This is a genomic window from Streptomyces sp. NPDC002602, from assembly GCF_042889445.1.
Lineage (GTDB): Bacteria > Actinomycetota > Actinomycetes > Streptomycetales > Streptomycetaceae > Streptomyces.
The window spans coordinates 41,046-57,248 of record NZ_JBIAQX010000014.1; the positions used below are offsets into that span (position 1 = coordinate 41,046).

Sequence of the window (16,203 nt, forward strand, 5' to 3'; positions counted from 1 at the left end):
CCATGGCGCGCCGTGTCCCGACTTCATTCGCCTCTGATTGTCCGTTTGTATGACATTTCATGAGCGATCTGGGCAGGACACGGGACTTCACCCGACGCGGCGCGCTCGGCCTCGGCCTCGGCGCCGTCGCGCTGGGCGTCGGTGGCTGCGGTGGCGGCTCCGGTTCGAGAGACTCCGGGGCGCACCCGGACCCGACCGGCTCCGCGAAACCCGGTCCGCCCGCCGCGAAGCGCATCGGGGACGGCTCCACCGCGGACACCGGCCCCCAGCCCCACCAGCCCCCCGCCCCCGTCCCGCTCCAGCCGGGCGAGACGCCGCCCCAGTTCGTGGTCTTCAGTTGGGACGGTGCGGGCGAGGTCGGCAACGGTCTCTTCCCGCGCTTCCTCAAGGTCGCCAGGGACCACGGCGCGGCCATGACCTTCTTCCTCTCCGGCCTCTATCTCCTGCCGGAGTCCAAGAAGCACCTGTACCGGCCGCCGAACAATCCCGTCGGGGCCTCGGACATCGGCTACCTCAAGGACGAGAACGTCCGCAACACCCTCGGTCACGTGCGCCAGGCCTGGCTCGACGGCCACGAGGTCGGGACGCATTTCAACGGGCACTTCTGCGGCGGCTCCGGTTCCGTCGCCAAGTGGTCGCCGCAGGACTGGCACGACGAGATCGACCAGGCCGTGTCCTTCGTCACGAACTGGCGCACCAACACCGGGTTCACGGATCTCGAACCGCTGCCCTTCGACTACCGCAAGGAACTCGTCGGCGGGCGCACCCCCTGCCTGCTCGGCCAGGACGGCCTGTTGCCCACCGCGCGCGAGCGCGGCTGGCGCTACGACGCGTCCTCGCCCGGCGGTCTCCAGCAGTGGCCGGTGAAGAAGTCGGGCCTGTGGGACCTGCCCCTGCAGTCCCTGCCCTTCCCGGGGCACTCCTTCGAGGTGCTCTCGATGGACTACAACATCCTGGCGAACCAGTCGAAGAACACCACCAAGGGCGTCGCCGCCAACTACCCGGGCTGGCGCACCCAGGCCACCAGTGCCTACCTCGGCGGCTTCCGGCGGGCCTACGAGACCAACCGCGCGCCCCTCTTCATCGGCAACCACTTCGAGGAGTGGAACGGCGGCATCTACATGGACGCCGTCGAGGAGGCCTTGAAGGGCATGGCGGACAAAAAGGACGTAAGGCTCGTCTCCTTCCGGCAGTTCGTCGACTGGCTGGACGTCCAGGACCCCAAGGTCTTGGACCGGCTGCGGGGCCTCGCGCCCGGCCGGTCACCGGCCGGTGGCTGGCGCACGTATCTCACCGGTGCCTGACCGGCGTCCCGGTTCGCCGTCGGGGGGCGTGGAAGATCCGCAAATCGCCCATGCGAAACTTTTCACATGAGCCTTAGCCGCGCCCCCCGTCGCCGCCGCTCGACCAGCGGCCGTGCCATCCTGCTGACCGCGGTGACCCTCGCGAGCGCCCTCACCCTTTCGGCGTGCGGCGACTCGGGCAGCGGCAGCAAACCCTCCGGTTCCGCCGGCGGCAACTACGTGACGGGCCCCGGCGGCATCTCCACCGTCGCCAAGGGGAACCGCGCCGAGGCCCCCAGGCTGGACGGCGAGACCGTGGACGGCGAGACCCTCGACGTCACCTCCCTCAAGGGCAAGGTCGTCGTCCTCAACGTGTGGGGCTCGTGGTGTCCGCCCTGCCGGGCGGAGGCCCCGTACTTCGCGAAGGTGTCCAAGGCCATGGCCGACGGCGGCAAGGACGTCGCCTTCGTCGGACTGAACACCCGCGACAACAGCAAGCAGAACGCCGCCTCCTTCGAGGAGACCTACGGGATCACCTACCCGAGCCTCTACGACCCGGACGGCAAGCTGATGCTCCGCTTCCCCAAGGGCACGCTCAACCCGCAGTCGATCCCCTCCACGATCGTCCTCGACAAGGAGGGCCGGATCGCCGCCCGCACCCTGGTCGCGGTCAACGAGGAGCAACTGCGCTCGATGATCGACCCGCTCCTCGCGGAGAAGTGACCTCGTGGTCTCCGAGCTCCCCCACCTCGTCCTCGCCGCCGAGGCGACCGGCGTGAACACCACCGTCCTCAACGGCGCCCTGCTGCTGGCCCTGCCGCTCTCGCTGTTCGCCGGACTGGTCTCCTTCTTCTCGCCCTGCGTGCTGCCGCTGGTCCCCGGCTACCTGTCCTACGTGACCGGCGTCGGCGGAGCCGACCTCGCCGAGGCCCGGCGTGGACGGATGCTGGCCGGCGCGGGACTGTTCGTCCTCGGCTTCACGGCCGTCTTCGTCTCCACGGGCGCGCTCTTCGGCTACTTCGGGGCGACCCTCGCGAACAACAAGGAACCCATCTCCAGAGCCCTCGGCGCGCTGGTGATACTCCTCGGCTTCTTCTTCATGGGCTGGATCCCCGGGCTGACGATGCGCGAGTTCCGCTTCCACAAGAAGCCGGCCGCGGGGCTGGTCGGCGCACCCCTGCTGGGCGTGCTCTTCGGGGTCGGCTGGACGCCCTGCATGGGGCCGACGCTCGCGGCGGTCAACACGCTCTCCATCGACCAGGCGACCGCGGGCCGCGGCGCGCTGCTGACCGTCGTGTTCTGCCTGGGGCTGGGGCTGCCCTTCATCGTCACCGCGATCGCCTTCCGCAAGGCGCTCGGTGCGTTCGGCTGGGTGAAGAAGCACTATGCATGGGTGATGCGGATCGGCGGCGGCATGCTGATCCTCACCGGCCTGCTGCTCGTCACAGGATGGTGGGGCACGCTCATCACCGACATGCAGGCCTGGACCGACGGCTTCACGGTGGGGATCTGAGGACTACACGGACATGAGTACGACCGACAAGGCGTCCACCGAGGCGCCGCACGAGTCCACCGAGCAGGCCGAGGCCAACGCCGACGCCGCCGCGGGCGCCCAACTGTCCACCGCCCCCCTGGAGGACGGTCCCACCGCCCCCGTCGGCATCGGGGTGATCGGCTGGGCCCGCTGGTTCTGGCGGCAGCTCACCTCCATGCGGGTGGCGCTGATCCTGCTCTTCCTGCTGTCCCTGGGTTCCATCCCGGGCTCCCTGATCCCGCAGACCCAGGTCGACGCGATGAAGGTCGCGGAGTGGAAGCGGACCCACGACTTCTGGGTGCCCGTCGCCGAGAAGCTCCAGCTCTTCGACGTCTACAGCTCGGTGTGGTTCTCCGCGATCTACATCCTGCTGTTCGTGTCGCTGATCGGCTGCATCATCCCGCGCACCTGGCAGTTCGTCGGCCAGCTCACCGGCCGCCCGCCGGGCGCCCCCCGGCGCCTGGACCGGCTGCCCGCGTACGCGACGTGGCGCACGGAGAAGTCCCCGGACGAGGTGCTCTCGTACGCGAAGGACGTGCTCGGCGGCCGTCGCTTCCGCACCGAGGCGGGCCGGGACTCCGTGGCCGCCGAGAAGGGGTACCTGCGCGAGGCCGGCAACCTGGCCTTCCACATCGCCCTGATCTTCATGCTGGTGGCCTTCGCGGTCGGGCAGCTCTACAAGTCCGAGGGCGGCAAGCTCGTCCTGCGCGGCAAGGGCTTCTCGAACACGCTCACCCAGTACGACGACTTCAAGTCCGGCAGCCTCTTCTCCTCGGACAACCTGCCGCCGTTCTCGTTCACCCTGGACCAGTTCGACGCGACGTACGAGAAGACCGGGCCGCAGAAGGGCACCCCGCGCGACTTCAAGGCGTACGTGACCTTCAGCGAGGGCGCGGACGGCAAGCCGGTCAAGTCCGAGATCGAGGTCAACAAGCCGCTGGAGGTCGACGGCTCCAAGATCTTCCTTCTCGGTCACGGCTACGCGCCGGTCATCTCCGTGACCGACCCCAACGGCAAGGTGATCTACAAGGACGCCGTGCCGATGCTGCCCTTCGACGCGAACCTCAGCTCGTCGGGCGCCGTCAAGGTCACCGACGGCTACAAGAACAAGGACGGCAAGGCGGAGCAGCTCGGCTTCAACGCCATGTTCGTGCCCACCTTCGCGGGTGAGGGCAAGGGCACGATGCTCTCGCAGTTCCCGGCCCTGGACTTCCCCGTCCTCGCGCTCAGCGCCTACCACGGCAGCCTCGGCGTGGACTCGGGTCTGCCGCAGAACGTGTACCAGCTGAACACCTCGAAGATGAAGCAGTTCGAGGACGACAAGGGCGAGCTGTTCAAGCAGAAGCTGCTGCCCGGCGAGACGATGACCCTGCCGAACGGCGCGGGCACCGTGAAGTTCGAGAGCGTCGAGCGCTGGGCCACCTTCTCGGTCACCCAGCAGCCGGCCAACGGCCTGGCCCTCGCGGGCGCGGTCGTCGCGATCGGCGGCCTGGCCGCCTCGCTGTTCATCCAGCGCCGCCGGATCTGGGTCCGGGCGGTCACCGGCAAGGACGGCGTCACCGTCGTCGAGATGGCGGGCCTCGGCCGCAGCGAGTCCGCCAAGCTCCCGGAGGAGCTCGCGGTGCTCTCCGCCGCGCTCCACCAGCAGGCGCCCACCGCGCCCGACCAACCTGTCACGGAACCTGTCGAAGGGGAGCGCGGATGATGACGCCGCTCGCAGCCGCAGCAAACGAGAGTCTGGCTGAGCTCAGCAACTACCTGGTCTATTCGTCGATGGCGGTCTACACGCTCGCCTTCCTCGCGCACATCACCGAGTGGACGTTCGGCAGCCGCAGCAAGGTCGCCCGCACGGCAGCCGCGCTGACCACCGCCAAGAGCGCCCAGGCCCCCGCCGTACAGGTGCGGTCCCAGGGCGGCACCGCCGTCCTGGACCGGCCGAAGGTCGTCACCCGGTCCGCTTCCGGCTCGCGCGACGTCCCCGACGGTCCGGGCGCGGCCGGCGGCACCGAGCGGGGAGACCTGTACGGGCGGGTCGCGGTCTCGCTGACCGTGCTCGGCTTCCTCATCGAGGCGGCCGGTGTCGTGACCCGCGCCATGTCGGTGCAGCGGGCCCCCTGGGGCAACATGTACGAGTTCTCGGTGACCTTCTCCACGGTGGCCGTCGGCGCGTACCTGGTGCTGCTCCTGCTGAAGAAGAACGTGCGCTGGCTCGGCCTGATCCTCATCACCACCGTGCTGCTGGACCTGGGCATCGCCACCACGTGGCTGTACACCGACAGCGATCAGTTGGTGCCGGCCCTCCACTCGTACTGGCTGTGGATCCACGTCTCGACCGCCATCTTCTGCGGTGCGGTGTTCTACATCGGCGCGGCCGGCGCGGTGCTGTACCTGTTCCGCGACTCCTACGAGGCCCACCTCGAAGCCGGTCGCACGCCGGGCCGCTTCCGTTCCTCGGTCATGGAGCGGCTGCCCTCGGCGGCCTCGCTCGACAAGTTCTCGTACCGGATCAACGCGGCCGTCTTCCCGCTGTGGACCTTCACCATCGTGGCGGGCGCGATCTGGGCCGGCGACGCCTGGGGCCGCTACTGGGGCTGGGACCCCAAGGAGGTCTGGTCCTTCGTGACGTGGGTGGCGTACGCCTGCTACCTGCACGCCCGGGCCACCGCCGGCTGGAAGGGCCGCAAGGCCGCTTACCTGGCGCTGTTCGCCTTCGCCTGCTGGATCTGGAACTACTACGGCGTGAACATCCTGCTCAGCGGAAAGCACTCGTACGCGGGCGTCTGACGCGGGCGTCTGACGCGGGCGTTCGACGCGGGCGTCTGACGCGGGCGTTCGACCGCACGGGCAAGGCCCGCCGGTGTCACGGCTCATCCGAGCCGCGGCCCCGGCGGGCCTTTCGCTTTCCTCGACGCTTTTCCCGGACGCCGTTCCCCGACGCTTCCCGGACGCCGTTCCCCGACGCCGTTCCCCGACGCCGTTCCCCGACGTCCTTCCCGTCGCCGTTCCCGGACGCCGTCGGTCAGGGGCGGCGGCGTTCACCACACCGGCCGCAGGGCCGGGAGCGGGCCGTCCCCGTGCAGGGCGCGGACGACCCGGGTGAGTTCGCGCCGCAGCGCCGGGAGGTCGGCGGCGCCGGCCAGCTCGGCCTCCAGCTCGTGCATGACCGCGCCGGCGACGCTCAGGTGGTCGTAGGCCGCGCGGGTCAGGACCACGAGCTTGCGGCGGCCGCCCCCGGGGTGCGGCTCGCGCCGTACGTAACCGCGTCGCTCCAGGTCGTCGACCATCTGGCCGGCGGCCTGCTTGGTCACCCCGAGTCGCTCGGCGAGCTCGGTGGCGGTGGCGCCGGGCCCCTTGAGGACTTGGAAGGCCATGCCGTGCAGGGGGCGCAGGTCGCCTTCGCCGACGGCGGTGAGGCGGCGGGTGAACTCGGCCAGCAGGAGCTGGAACCCCATCCCGACGAGGAGGGTCAGCTCGATGCCGGGATCTTCGCTCCCGTGGCCGCGGTGTCCGGGGTCGCCGTTGCCGGCTTCGGTTCTGGTCACGGGATTCATGGTGACACGGGTGAGTCAATCTGCTTTACTCGGAACAGCGAGTAAAGCAGCTTTACTTACCTTGAGAGGACTCCGTCATGCGCGTGATCCACCCGTCCCCCGACCACGTCACCGTCACCCCGAACGCCACGATGACCGGCCACGCCGCCCCCAGCCGGGGCAGCGCCGAACTGAGCACCTGGTACGTCGACATGCCCGCCGGGAGCGCCGGCCCCGAGCACTCCGTCACCCGCGAGCAGGTCTGGACGGTCACCTCGGGCACCCTGGAGGTCACCTCCGGGGGCCGCACCGAGACGGTCGCCGCGGGCCGGACCCTGGTCCTGCCGCCCGACGTGGCCCGCCGCATCAGCTCTCCCGAGCGGTTCGAGGCCCACGTCGCCATGCGCGCCGACGGCATCGTCTCCGTCACCGGTACGGAAGGCACCCGGACCCTGCCCTGGGCCGTCTGACCGGGCAGGGCGGGGTCCGGGTGTCGCCGCCGGGCACTCAGGCCCGTACCGGCTTCGGCTCCGGCCCCGGCTCGGGGGCCCCGGCCGCCGCCCCGGCAGAGGAATCGACCGGAGAGTCGACCGAGCGGTCGCCCGAGCGGCCGGACGCGTCCTCGCCCCCGGGCCCGGCCGCGGTCACCGTCGCGGCTCCGTCGGCGCGTCGCCGGCGCAGGCCCGGTGCGCTGACCGCCGCGGCCGCGAGGACCCCCGCGAACGGCACCAGCAGCGCCGCCCGGTAGCCCGTCAGCGGGTCGGCGTACGCCGAGGCCACGCCGGTCACGGCGGCCAGTCCGACGGCCGCCCCGAACTGGAAGGACGTGTACAGCAGCCCGCCCGCCAGCCCCTGCTCGGACTCCTCGACGCCCTCGGTCGCCACGATCGTCAGCGGTCCGTAGACCAGCGCGAACGCCAACCCCAGCAGGATCAGGCTCGGCAGCATCATCAGGTACGTCCAGTCGGCGCCCAGCGGCAGGAACAGCCCGTACGAGAGCGCCGCCAGCAGGAGCCCGCCGAAGATCAGTCGGCCGTTGCCGAACCGCCCGACCAGCCTCGGCACCAGCGTCGGCGACAGCACGGCGTCGATCCCGATCACGATCATCGCGAAGCTGGTCTCCAGCGTCGACCAGCCGCGCAGCTCCTGGAGGTACAGCACCACCAGGAACTGGAAGCCGAAGAACGCCCCCGAGAACAGCAGCGCCGCGGCGTTGGCCCGCAGCAGCGCCCCGGAGCGCAGGATGCCGAGCCGGATCAACGGCTCCGCCGTCCGCCGCTCCACCAGGGCGAACACGCCCAGCAGGGCGATTCCCGCCGCGGCCGGCCACACCGAGGTCTCCTCCACGCCCCACACCAGCAGCACCACCGCCGCGGTCACCAACACCCCGCCCGGCAGGTCGAGACGCCCCCGGGTGGCCCCGCGCGCCTCACGCGGTACGAGGGCGAGCGCGCCCACCAGGATCAGCGCGGCCAGCGCCACCGGCGCGAAGAACACCCACCGCCACCCGGCGGAGGCCAACAGCCCGCCCGCGACGAGCCCGATGGAGAATCCACCGGCCGCGGTGCCGGAGTACACCAGCAGCGCCTTCTCCCGCTGCGGTCCCTCCTCGAAGCCGGTGGTGATGATCGACAGTCCGGCCGGGGTCATGAAGGCCGCGGCCACCCCGGTGACGAACCGGGCGGCGATCAACTGCCAGCCCTCGGTGGCGAGTCCGCCCAGACCGGAGAAGAGCAGGAAGACGGCCAGCCAGCCGACGAACATCCGCCGCCGCCCGAACAGGTCGGCGGCGCGACCGCCCAACAGCATGAATCCGCCGTAGCCGAGCACGTAGGCGCTCATCACCCACTGGAGTTCGCCGGTCTCCAGACCGAGGTCGGCGCGGATCGAGGGCAGGGCCACGTTCAGCATCGCCACGTCGATGCCTTCGAGGAAGATCGCACCGCACAGGACGAGGAGCACGCCCCAGCGGCGCCTGTCGATTCTGCCGTCGTTGATGTGATCGGACACGGGACAACCTCACAGAACGGAAAGGAAGGAAGGGGCAGTTGCCGGCTCCACCACCTTCGTCCGCCGCCCGAGGGGGAACAACGCCGAAGAGAACAACGTTCGTTCAGCCATGCTTACCGATCGCGACGAGCTCGACTGCTTCCTGATCCTCGCGGAGGAACTGCACTTCGGCCGGACAGCCGACCGGATGCTGCTGTCCCGCGCCCGCGTCAGCCAACTCGTCCAGCGCCTGGAGCGCCGCGTCGGCGCGCCGCTGTTCCTGCGGACCAGCCGCAGCGTCGTCCTCACCGCCCTCGGCGCGCAGTTGCGCACCGACCTGGAACCGCACCACCGGGGGATCGCCGCCGCCCTCGACCGGGCGGCCGCCACCGCCCGCGCCGCCGACGGGGTGCTGCACGTCGGCTTCACCACGCCGCCCGCCGGGGAGGTCGTCCTGCGGGCCGCCGAAGCACTGCGCGTCACCCACCCGGGCCTGGCCGTCGAGGTGTGCGAGGTGCCGCTCTCGGACCCGTACGGGCAGTTGCGCAGCGGTGACTTCGACGTCGCCTTCGCCGAGTTCCCGGTGCGCGAGTCGGACCTGGGGGAGGGGCCGGTGCTGCTCGTCGAGGAGCGGGCGCTCGCCGTGCCGGCGGGGCACCCGCTGGCCGCGCGGGAGTCCCTGTCCATGGAGGACCTGGCGGGGATCGCGCTGCTGAGCATCGGCGGGGACCTGCCGCCGTACCGCCGCGCGTACCTGACCCCCGCGCGCACCCCGGCCGGCCGGCCGATCGGGCGCGGCCCGGAGGTGACGAACATGCAGGAGGCGCTGATGCTGGTCGCCGCGGGCCGGGGCGCGCTGCTCGTCGCCGCGCACGCGGCGACGTACTTCGCCCGCCCGGGAGTCGCGTACGTCCCCTTCTCGGACGCCGAGCCCGCCGGCTACGGCCTGGTCTGGCGCGCGGCCGACAACTCGGGCGCGGTACGGGCCTTCGCGAGCGCGGCGCTCGACACGGTGGGACGGGGCGCGGCGGGCCGAGGGGCCCGGCCGGCCGCGCGGCCCGCGCCCTAGTCCTTGTCCCGGTCCCGGTCCGTGTCCTTCTCGGCGTCCTTCTCCTCGTCCCGCCCCCTGGTGCGGTCCTGCTCCTCGCGCAGCGAGTTCAGGAACTCCGGGTTGTCGTCGGGCGCGACCCACTGCGTGCGGCGGGCCCGGCCGGCGGACGCCCGCCGCTTCTTGCCCGAGTACAGCCAGACGATCGCCCCGACGATCGGGAAGAGCAGGACGATGAGGACCCAGACCACCTTCTGCAGGTGCTTGACCTCCTCCTCCGGCGTGTTCAGACAGTCGATGAAGGCATAGACGGTCAGCGCGACGAGAAGCAGGAACGGCAGATAGCGCAGCACGGTGCGGGACCGACTCCCAGGCAGTGGCGGCGGGGCCGCGTCGGGCCCCGGTGACGCTCCCAGGGTAGAGGGTGGCGGATACTGGGCCCCATGGCTTACGACGATCTCCGCTCGCTGCTCCGGGCTCTGGAGCGGGAGGGCGACCTCAAGCGCATCAAGGCCGAAGTCGACCCGTATCTGGAGATCGGGGAGATCGTGGACAGAGTGAACAAGGCGGGGGGGCCCGCGCTGCTCTTCGAGAACGTCAAGGGCTCGGCGATGCCGCTGGCCATGAACGTCTTCGGCACCGACCGCCGACTCCTGAAGGCCCTCGGCCTGAAGTCGTACGCGGAGATCAGCGAGAAGATCGGCGGACTGCTCAAGCCCGAGCTGCCCCAGGGCTTCATCGGCGTCCGCGAGGCCTTCGGCAAGCTCGGCTCGATGGTGCACGTGCCGCCGCGGAAGGTGAAGGGCGACGCGCCCGTCCAGGAGGTCGTGCTCACCGGCGACGACGTGGACCTGGACCTGCTGCCGGCCCTCTTCACCTGGCCCAAGGACGGCGGGTCCTTCTTCAACCTCGGTCTGACGCACACCAAGCACCCGGAGACGGGCGTGCGCAACCTCGGCCTGTACCGCCTCCAGCGCCACGACAAGCGCACCATCGGCATGCACTGGCAGATCCACAAGGACAGCCGCAACCACTACGCGGTCGCCGCGGCCCGGGGCGAGCGGCTGCCCGTCGCCATCGCCTTCGGGTGCCCGCCGGCCGTGACGTACGCGTCCACCGCGCCGCTGCCCGGCGACATCGACGAGTACCTCTTCGCCGGCTTCGTGGCGGGCAAGCGCATCGAGATGGTCGACTGCAAGACGGTCCCGCTCCAGGTGCCGGCCAACGCCGAGGTCGTCATCGAGGGCTGGTTGGAGCCGGGCGAGATGCTGCCCGAGGGCCCCTTCGGCGACCACACCGGTTTCTACACGCCGCAGGAACCGTTCCCCGCGCTCACGATCGACTGCGTGACGATGCGCAAGCGCCCCCTGCTCCAGTCGATCGTCGTCGGCCGTCCGCCGACCGAGGACGGTCCGCTCGGTCGCGCCACCGAACGCTTCTTCCTGCCCCTGCTCAAGATCATCATGCCGGACATCGTGGACTACCACCTCCCCGAGTCGGGCGGCTTCCACAACTGCGCGATCGTCTCGATCGACAAGAAGTACCCCAAGCACGCGCAGAAGGTCATGCACGCCATCTGGGGTGCCCACATGATGTCGCTGACCAAGCTGATCATCGTGGTGGACAAGGACTGCGACGTCCACGACCTCCACGAGGTCTCCTGGCGGGCCCTGGGCAACACCGACTACTCCCGCGACCTCACCGTCGTCGAAGGACCGGTGGACCACCTGGACCACGCCTCGTACCAGCAGTTCTGGGGCGGCAAGGCCGGTATCGACGCCACCAGGAAACTGCCCGAGGAGGGCTACACCCGCGACGGCGGCTGGCCGGAGATGGTGGAGTCCGACCCGGCGACCGCCGAACGGGTGACACGACGTTGGAAGGAGTACGGCCTGTGAGCCGCTCGGTCAGGATGGACGCGGACAGGGCGCGGGTGTGTGCTCCCCGCGGTAGCGGGGATGATCCGGAGTGCGGACTGTGAGCCCGATCGCTGTGGGCGGACCCGCCCTGTTCCTGGGTGACGACACGCCCTGCGTCGCACTGGTACGCCCCGAACTCGACGTGAACGACCCGGGGCTGCGCCTCGCGGCCGAGCATGCCGGGGTCACCCCCGAGGAGTTCGCCGGGGAGTCCGGTGTCTGGCAGGTCATGGCCGACCGTACGGACGGAGAGGGGCGGACCTTCGAGCTGCCCGAGCTCACCGACCACGAGGCCGCGGTCTTCGCGGACGAGCTGCTGTACGCGCTGACCGGCGCGGGCGACGCCGAACTCGAACTGGCCGACGGCATCATCGTCCTGTCCGTCACCCGCGCCGGTGACGACCGCGTCTCCCTGAGCGCCCGGGTCGTACCGCCGGCCGGCTCCGAGGAGCCGGGGTCGCAGACCGGACCGCTGGACGTGGAGCTCGGCACGCTGGCGGTCGCCGAGGTACGCGAGCACGTCGTCGAGTTCCACCGGAGCGTCGCATGACATCGGCAGCCGAAGGGGTTCTCGGTCCCGGGCCCGCCGCGCCGCAGGTCGGGAAGGTCAAGGCCTTTCTGAGACTCGTACTGATCGAGCACTCGGTCTTCGCGCTGCCCTTCGCCTACATCGCGGCGTTCACCGCGATGTTCCAGCTCGACGGGACCGTGCACTGGGGCAAGCTGCTGCTCGTCACCGTCTGCATGGTGGGCCTGCGGACCTTCGCGATGGCCGCCAACCGCATCATCGACCGGGAGATCGACGCCCGTAACCCGCGCACCGCCGGCCGTGAGCTGGTCACCGGCGCGGTATCGGTCCGTGCGGCCTGGACCGGCGCCGGGATCGCGCTCCTGGTCTTCCTCGGCTCGGCGGCGCTGCTGAACCCGCTGTGTCTGATGCTGGCGCCGCTCGCGGTGGTCCCGATGGTGGTCTACCCGTACGGGAAGCGCTTCACGGACTTCCCGCACGCCATCCTGGGTCTGGCCCAGGCGATCGGGCCGATCGGCGCCTGGCTGGCGATCACCGGCGAGTGGTCCTGGGACGCGGTGATCCTCGGCCTCGCGGTCGGCGTGTGGATCGGCGGCTTCGACCTGATCTTCGGCTGCCAGGACGTGGCGGCCGACCGCGCGGAGGGCGTCCGCTCGGTCCCGGCCCGCTTCGGCATCCCGGCGGCCCTGTGGGGCGCGCGCGGGGCCCACGTGGTGACCACCGCCCTGCTCGCCTGGTACGCGGTGGCGACGGACGCCGGCCCGATCTTCTGGTTCGGTCTGCTGATCGTCGTCGCGGCCTTCGTCTACGAGCACACCATCGTGAAGCCGCACGACCTGTCCCGCCTGAACCGGGCCTTCTTCACGGTGAACGGCTTCATCGGCATCGCGCTGTTCGTCTGCGCGCTGGCGGACCTCGTGGTGCGCGGCCTGACGCTCTAGGCTCCTCCGGGGAGCGCCGGCGGGGGGACGGGGCGGCGGAAGAACACGGCCGTGACCACGCCCGCCACGAGGCCGCAGAGGTGCCCCTGCCAGCTGACCCCGGGGGTCAGGGGCAGGATGCCCGCCAGGACGGTGGCGCCCCAGTAGAGGCCGATCGCCAGTCCCACCGCGATGCCGAGGACCTTGCGTTCGACGAAGCCGCGGACGACGACGTAGCCGAAGAGCCCGAAGACCACGCCGGAGGCGCCGGCGGTGAGGGTGTACGACGGCGAGATCAGCCAGGTGCCGAGGCCGTCGGCCGCGATGATCAGGGCGCAGACGGCCAGGAAGCGACGGATGCCCCCGAGGGCGGCGACGAAGCCGAACACCAGCAGCGGAACGCTGTTGGCCGCCACGTGATCGAAGCCGAAGTGGAGGAACGCCGCCAGGGGGACCCGCGGGAGGCTCCCCGGCTCGCGTGCCTCGATCCCGTACGCGTCGAGCGCGTGGCCGGTGGCGAAGTCGACCGCCTCTATCAGCCAGAGCAGCGCCACCCATCCCAGCATCAACCGGGCGGCGGCCTTGGCCCGGTGGGTCCGGGTCCAGGTCTCGTCCACGCTCGTGCTCACCGCTGCCCCCTCGTCCGCGCATCCCACCCCCTGGGACGTGCGGACACCTTATCGAGTGCCCGCGTGCCGTGGCCGGATAGTCTCGGAGGTATGACTGAGGGCAAGCGCACCCCGTGGGTGGTCGGGGTTTCCGGTGCGTCCGGGACGCCGTACGCGGCGGCGGTGATCCGGGGACTCCTCGCGGCGGGCGAGGGCGTGGACCTGGTGGTGAGCCGGGCCTCTCGGCTCACCCTGTTGGACGAGACCGGGATCGCCTTCCGCGACGCGCACTGGCGGGCCGATCTGGCCGAGTGGCTGGGGCGCGGCGCGGACGGCAAGCCGGGCACCTTCACGGGGCTCGACCTGGACGGCGTACGCCACTGGGCGGCGGGGGACCTGGCGGCCGGACCGAGTTCGGGCTCGTACCCCGTCAAGGGGATGTTGATCGTGCCGGCGTCGACGGCCTGTGTGGCGGGGGTCGCGCTGGGGCTGTCGAAGGACCTGCTCCAGCGGGTCGCGAGCGTGACGCTCAAGGAGCGGCGCCGACTGGTGGTCGCGGTACGCGAGACCCCGCTGAGCGGGCAGACGTTGAAGCAGTTGGTGGCGCTGGACGAGGCGGGCGCGATCGTGCTGCCCGCCTCTCCGGCCTTCTACGCGGGTGCGACGCACATCCAGGATCTGGTGGACTTCGTCGCGGGGCGAGTGCTGGACGCGGCAGGGGTGCCGCACCGGCTGTATCGCCGTTGGGAGGGGGAGCTGGGAGGCTCCCGCGCTCCCCAGGGGGCAGGCGGCGGTGACTAGCGCTTCTTGGCGCTGCGCGGCTTGCGGGTCTTGTCCACGCGGTGTGCGGCGGACGGCTGGTCGGTGCGGGATCGGTTGGCCAGCTCCTGGAGCTGTCGCATGTGCGCGTAGGCCATCTCGATCGAGTACACGGTGAAAACCACTCCTGAAGATCGTCATTGATCTGTTGAAAAGATTCACAGGGTGTTGACCCTGTGTGCCTTAGATTCTATACCTAGACTTGCAGGATCGCCGAATAATGGAAGGCTCCATACAAATGGACACGGTGGACAGGCAGCTCATCCAGGCACTCCGGGAGAACGGGCGTGCCTCGTACGCGGAGCTGGGCCGTCTCGTGGGTCTCTCCGGCCCCAGCGTCACCGACCGGATCAACCGCCTGGAGACCGCAGGCGTGATCACGGGCTACCGCGCGACCGTGGACTCGGCCTCGCTCGGTCTCGGCGTCACGGCGCTGATCGGCATCTCCCTCTCCGACGCCGCCGACCACGAGGACGTGGCGCGCCGGCTCAAGGACCTGCCGGAGATCGAGGACTGCTGGTTCATCGCGGGCGACGACTCCTTCATGTTGAAGGCGCGCGCCAGTGACGTGGACGGCCTGGAGAAGATCATCCGGAGGCTGTCCGGCACCAAGGGCGTCTCCCGCACCCGCACCACGATCGTGCTCTCCACGAAGTGGGAGAACCGGGTCGGGGAGCTGCCCGAGGAGGCCTGAGAGTACGGTGGGTCGCGGCGGTTGCAGGCAGTGCGGGACATGTAGTGCAGTGCAGGACACGTAGAGGAGACGACCGGGATGGACGCTGGGCTCAAGCGCGAGCTGGAGGAGAAGGTCCGCTCCGGCGAGCGGCTGACGCGTGAGGACGGCATCGCCCTCTACGAGTCGGACGACCTGGCCTGGCTCGGTGGCCTCGCACACGAGGTGCGCACGCGCAAGAACGGCGACGTCGTCCACTTCAACGTCAACCGTCACCTCAACATGACGAACGTGTGCACCGCGTCCTGCGCCTACTGCTCGTTCCAGCGCAAGCCGGGCGAGAAGGACGCGTACACGATGCGCATCGAGGAAGCCGTCCGCCTGGCGAAGGCCATGGAGAACGACAACCTCACCGAGCTGCACATCGTCAACGGCCTGCACCCGACCCTGCCGTGGCGCTACTACCCGCGCTCGCTCTCCGCGCTCAAGGAGGCGCTGCCGAGCGTCTCCCTGAAGGCGTTCACGGCCACCGAGATCCACCACTTCGAGACGATCTCCGGGATGTCGGCCTCCGACATCCTGGACGAGCTGATCGAGGCGGGCCTGGAGTCGCTGACCGGCGGCGGCGCCGAGATCTTCGACTGGGAGGTGCGGCAGCACATCGTCGACCACCGCACCCACTGGGAAGACTGGTCGCGCATCCACCGACTGGCGCACTCCAAGGGGCTGAAGACCCCCGCGACGATGCTCTACGGGCACATCGAGGAGCCGCGCCACCGGGTGGACCACGTGCTGCGGCTGCGCGAGCTCCAGGACGAGACCGGCGGTTTCCAGGTCTTCATCCCGCTGCGCTACCAGCACGACTTCGTGGACATGAAGGACGGCAAGGTACGCAACAAGCTCCAGGCGCGGACGACGATGGCGACGGGCGCCGAGGCGCTGAAGACCTTCGCCGTCTCCCGGCTGCTCTTCGACAACGTGCCGCACGTCAAGGTGTTCTGGGTCATGCACGGCGTGCAGACCGCGCAGCTCGCGCTCCAGCACGGCGCGGACGACATGGACGGCTCGGTCGTCGAGTACAAGATCACGCACGACGCCGACAACTACGGCACCCCGAACAAGCTGGGTCGCGACGACCTCCTGGAGCTCATCCGCGAGGCCGGCTTCCGCCCGGTCGAGCGGAACACGCGCTACGAGATCATCCGCGAGTACCCGGGCCCGGAGGCGGGCCTGCGCGAGACGCCGCAGGCGATGCGCGTCTGACGCGCCGTACTCCGAGCGTCGCGTCGCGCGTCGCACCTCGCGTCGCACCTCGCACCGTGCTTCGAGCCGTTCGTCGGCCCGCCGTCAG

Annotated in this window: 18 protein-coding genes; 13 read left to right on the forward strand and 5 right to left on the reverse strand. The window is 70.4% G+C overall.

Features of this window, described 5'->3' with window-relative positions:
* The first annotated feature begins 59 nt into the window (after positions 1–59).
* The 5 genes from ACFYW3_RS28985 to ccsB all read left to right on the forward strand — a co-directional run bounded on the left by ACFYW3_RS28985 (position 60) and on the right by ccsB (position 5,601).
* Positions 60–1,304, forward strand: a complete 1,245-nt coding sequence (locus tag ACFYW3_RS28985; protein WP_389387834.1) for a hypothetical protein — start codon at positions 60–62, stop codon at positions 1,302–1,304.
* A 66-nt stretch (positions 1,305–1,370) separates the two neighbouring features.
* The gene (locus tag ACFYW3_RS28990; RefSeq protein WP_389387835.1) at positions 1,371–2,006 is read left to right on the forward strand and encodes a TlpA family protein disulfide reductase; all 636 of its coding nucleotides are present in this window, start codon (positions 1,371–1,373) and stop codon (positions 2,004–2,006) included.
* Positions 2,007–2,010: 4 nt separating this feature from the next.
* The gene (locus ACFYW3_RS28995; RefSeq protein ID WP_351750035.1) at positions 2,011–2,796 is read left to right on the forward strand and encodes a cytochrome c biogenesis protein CcdA; all 786 of its coding nucleotides are present in this window, start codon (positions 2,011–2,013) and stop codon (positions 2,794–2,796) included.
* A gap of 13 nt (positions 2,797–2,809) precedes the next feature.
* Positions 2,810–4,522: a cytochrome c biogenesis protein ResB gene (locus ACFYW3_RS29000; RefSeq protein WP_351750034.1), complete on the forward strand. Its 1,713-nt coding sequence runs from the start codon at positions 2,810–2,812 to the stop codon at positions 4,520–4,522.
* Positions 4,522–5,601, forward strand: a complete 1,080-nt coding sequence (gene ccsB / locus ACFYW3_RS29005; RefSeq protein ID WP_351750075.1) for a c-type cytochrome biogenesis protein CcsB — start codon at positions 4,522–4,524, stop codon at positions 5,599–5,601. The genes ACFYW3_RS29000 and ccsB overlap by 1 nt, the downstream gene beginning before the upstream one ends.
* 251 nt (positions 5,602–5,852) lie before the next feature.
* On the opposite strand, the gene ACFYW3_RS29010 is transcribed toward ccsB, so the two are convergent.
* Positions 5,853–6,269, reverse strand: a complete 417-nt coding sequence (locus ACFYW3_RS29010) for a MarR family transcriptional regulator (protein WP_351750074.1) — start codon at positions 6,267–6,269, stop codon at positions 5,853–5,855.
* A 176-nt stretch (positions 6,270–6,445) separates the two neighbouring features.
* On the opposite strand from ACFYW3_RS29010, the gene ACFYW3_RS29015 reads away from it, so the two are divergent.
* Positions 6,446–6,817: a cupin domain-containing protein gene (locus ACFYW3_RS29015; RefSeq protein ID WP_389387836.1), complete on the forward strand. Its 372-nt coding sequence runs from the start codon at positions 6,446–6,448 to the stop codon at positions 6,815–6,817.
* 37 nt (positions 6,818–6,854) lie between these two features.
* Here the strand turns inward: ACFYW3_RS29015 and ACFYW3_RS29020 are convergent, their stop codons facing one another.
* Positions 6,855–8,330, reverse strand: coding sequence for an MFS transporter (locus tag ACFYW3_RS29020; RefSeq protein WP_389387891.1), 1,476 nt, complete (start codon positions 8,328–8,330; stop codon positions 6,855–6,857).
* A 136-nt stretch (positions 8,331–8,466) separates the two neighbouring features.
* Here ACFYW3_RS29020 and ACFYW3_RS29025 point away from each other — a divergent pair, with 136 nt between their 5' ends.
* On the forward strand, positions 8,467–9,405 hold the full coding sequence (locus ACFYW3_RS29025; RefSeq protein ID WP_351750032.1) for a LysR family transcriptional regulator: 939 nt from the start codon (positions 8,467–8,469) through the stop codon (positions 9,403–9,405).
* Here the strand turns inward: ACFYW3_RS29025 and ACFYW3_RS29030 are convergent.
* Positions 9,402–9,737, reverse strand: coding sequence for a PLD nuclease N-terminal domain-containing protein (locus ACFYW3_RS29030; RefSeq protein ID WP_389387837.1), 336 nt, complete (start codon positions 9,735–9,737; stop codon positions 9,402–9,404). The genes ACFYW3_RS29025 and ACFYW3_RS29030 overlap by 4 nt on opposite strands.
* A 90-nt stretch (positions 9,738–9,827) precedes the next feature.
* On the opposite strand from ACFYW3_RS29030, the gene ACFYW3_RS29035 reads away from it, so the two are divergent.
* The 3 genes from ACFYW3_RS29035 (at position 9,828) to mqnP (ending at position 12,773) form a co-directional block, all read left to right on the forward strand.
* A complete protein-coding gene (locus ACFYW3_RS29035) occupies positions 9,828–11,282 on the forward strand; it encodes a menaquinone biosynthesis decarboxylase (RefSeq protein WP_389387838.1) in 1,455 nt (484 codons plus the stop codon).
* A gap of 79 nt (positions 11,283–11,361) precedes the next feature.
* A complete protein-coding gene (locus ACFYW3_RS29040; RefSeq protein ID WP_389387839.1) occupies positions 11,362–11,853 on the forward strand; it encodes a hypothetical protein in 492 nt (163 codons plus the stop codon).
* Positions 11,850–12,773 (forward strand): menaquinone biosynthesis prenyltransferase MqnP, encoded by a 924-nt coding sequence (gene mqnP / locus ACFYW3_RS29045; RefSeq protein WP_389387840.1) that lies wholly within the window; start codon positions 11,850–11,852, stop codon positions 12,771–12,773. The genes ACFYW3_RS29040 and mqnP overlap by 4 nt, the downstream gene beginning before the upstream one ends.
* Here the strand turns inward: mqnP and ACFYW3_RS29050 are convergent.
* Positions 12,770–13,381, reverse strand: a complete 612-nt coding sequence (locus tag ACFYW3_RS29050) for a rhomboid family intramembrane serine protease (RefSeq protein WP_389387841.1) — start codon at positions 13,379–13,381, stop codon at positions 12,770–12,772. The two genes, mqnP and ACFYW3_RS29050, sit on opposite strands and share 4 nt — an antisense overlap.
* A 90-nt stretch (positions 13,382–13,471) precedes the next feature.
* On the opposite strand from ACFYW3_RS29050, the gene ACFYW3_RS29055 reads away from it, so the two are divergent.
* Complete coding sequence (locus ACFYW3_RS29055; protein WP_329444513.1) at positions 13,472–14,161, forward strand: UbiX family flavin prenyltransferase; 690 nt, start codon at positions 13,472–13,474, stop codon at positions 14,159–14,161.
* Here the strand turns inward: ACFYW3_RS29055 and ACFYW3_RS29060 are convergent.
* Entirely contained in the window at positions 14,158–14,304 is a 147-nt protein-coding gene (locus ACFYW3_RS29060) for a hypothetical protein (RefSeq protein WP_351750026.1), read from the reverse strand. The genes ACFYW3_RS29055 and ACFYW3_RS29060 overlap by 4 nt on opposite strands.
* Before the next feature lie 113 nt (positions 14,305–14,417).
* On the opposite strand from ACFYW3_RS29060, the gene ACFYW3_RS29065 reads away from it, so the two are divergent.
* A complete protein-coding gene (locus ACFYW3_RS29065) occupies positions 14,418–14,873 on the forward strand; it encodes an Lrp/AsnC family transcriptional regulator (RefSeq protein WP_053682489.1) in 456 nt (151 codons plus the stop codon).
* 78 nt (positions 14,874–14,951) lie between these two features.
* On the forward strand, positions 14,952–16,115 hold the full coding sequence (gene mqnE / locus ACFYW3_RS29070) for an aminofutalosine synthase MqnE (RefSeq protein ID WP_053682490.1): 1,164 nt from the start codon (positions 14,952–14,954) through the stop codon (positions 16,113–16,115).
* Positions 16,116–16,203 lie beyond the last annotated feature (88 nt).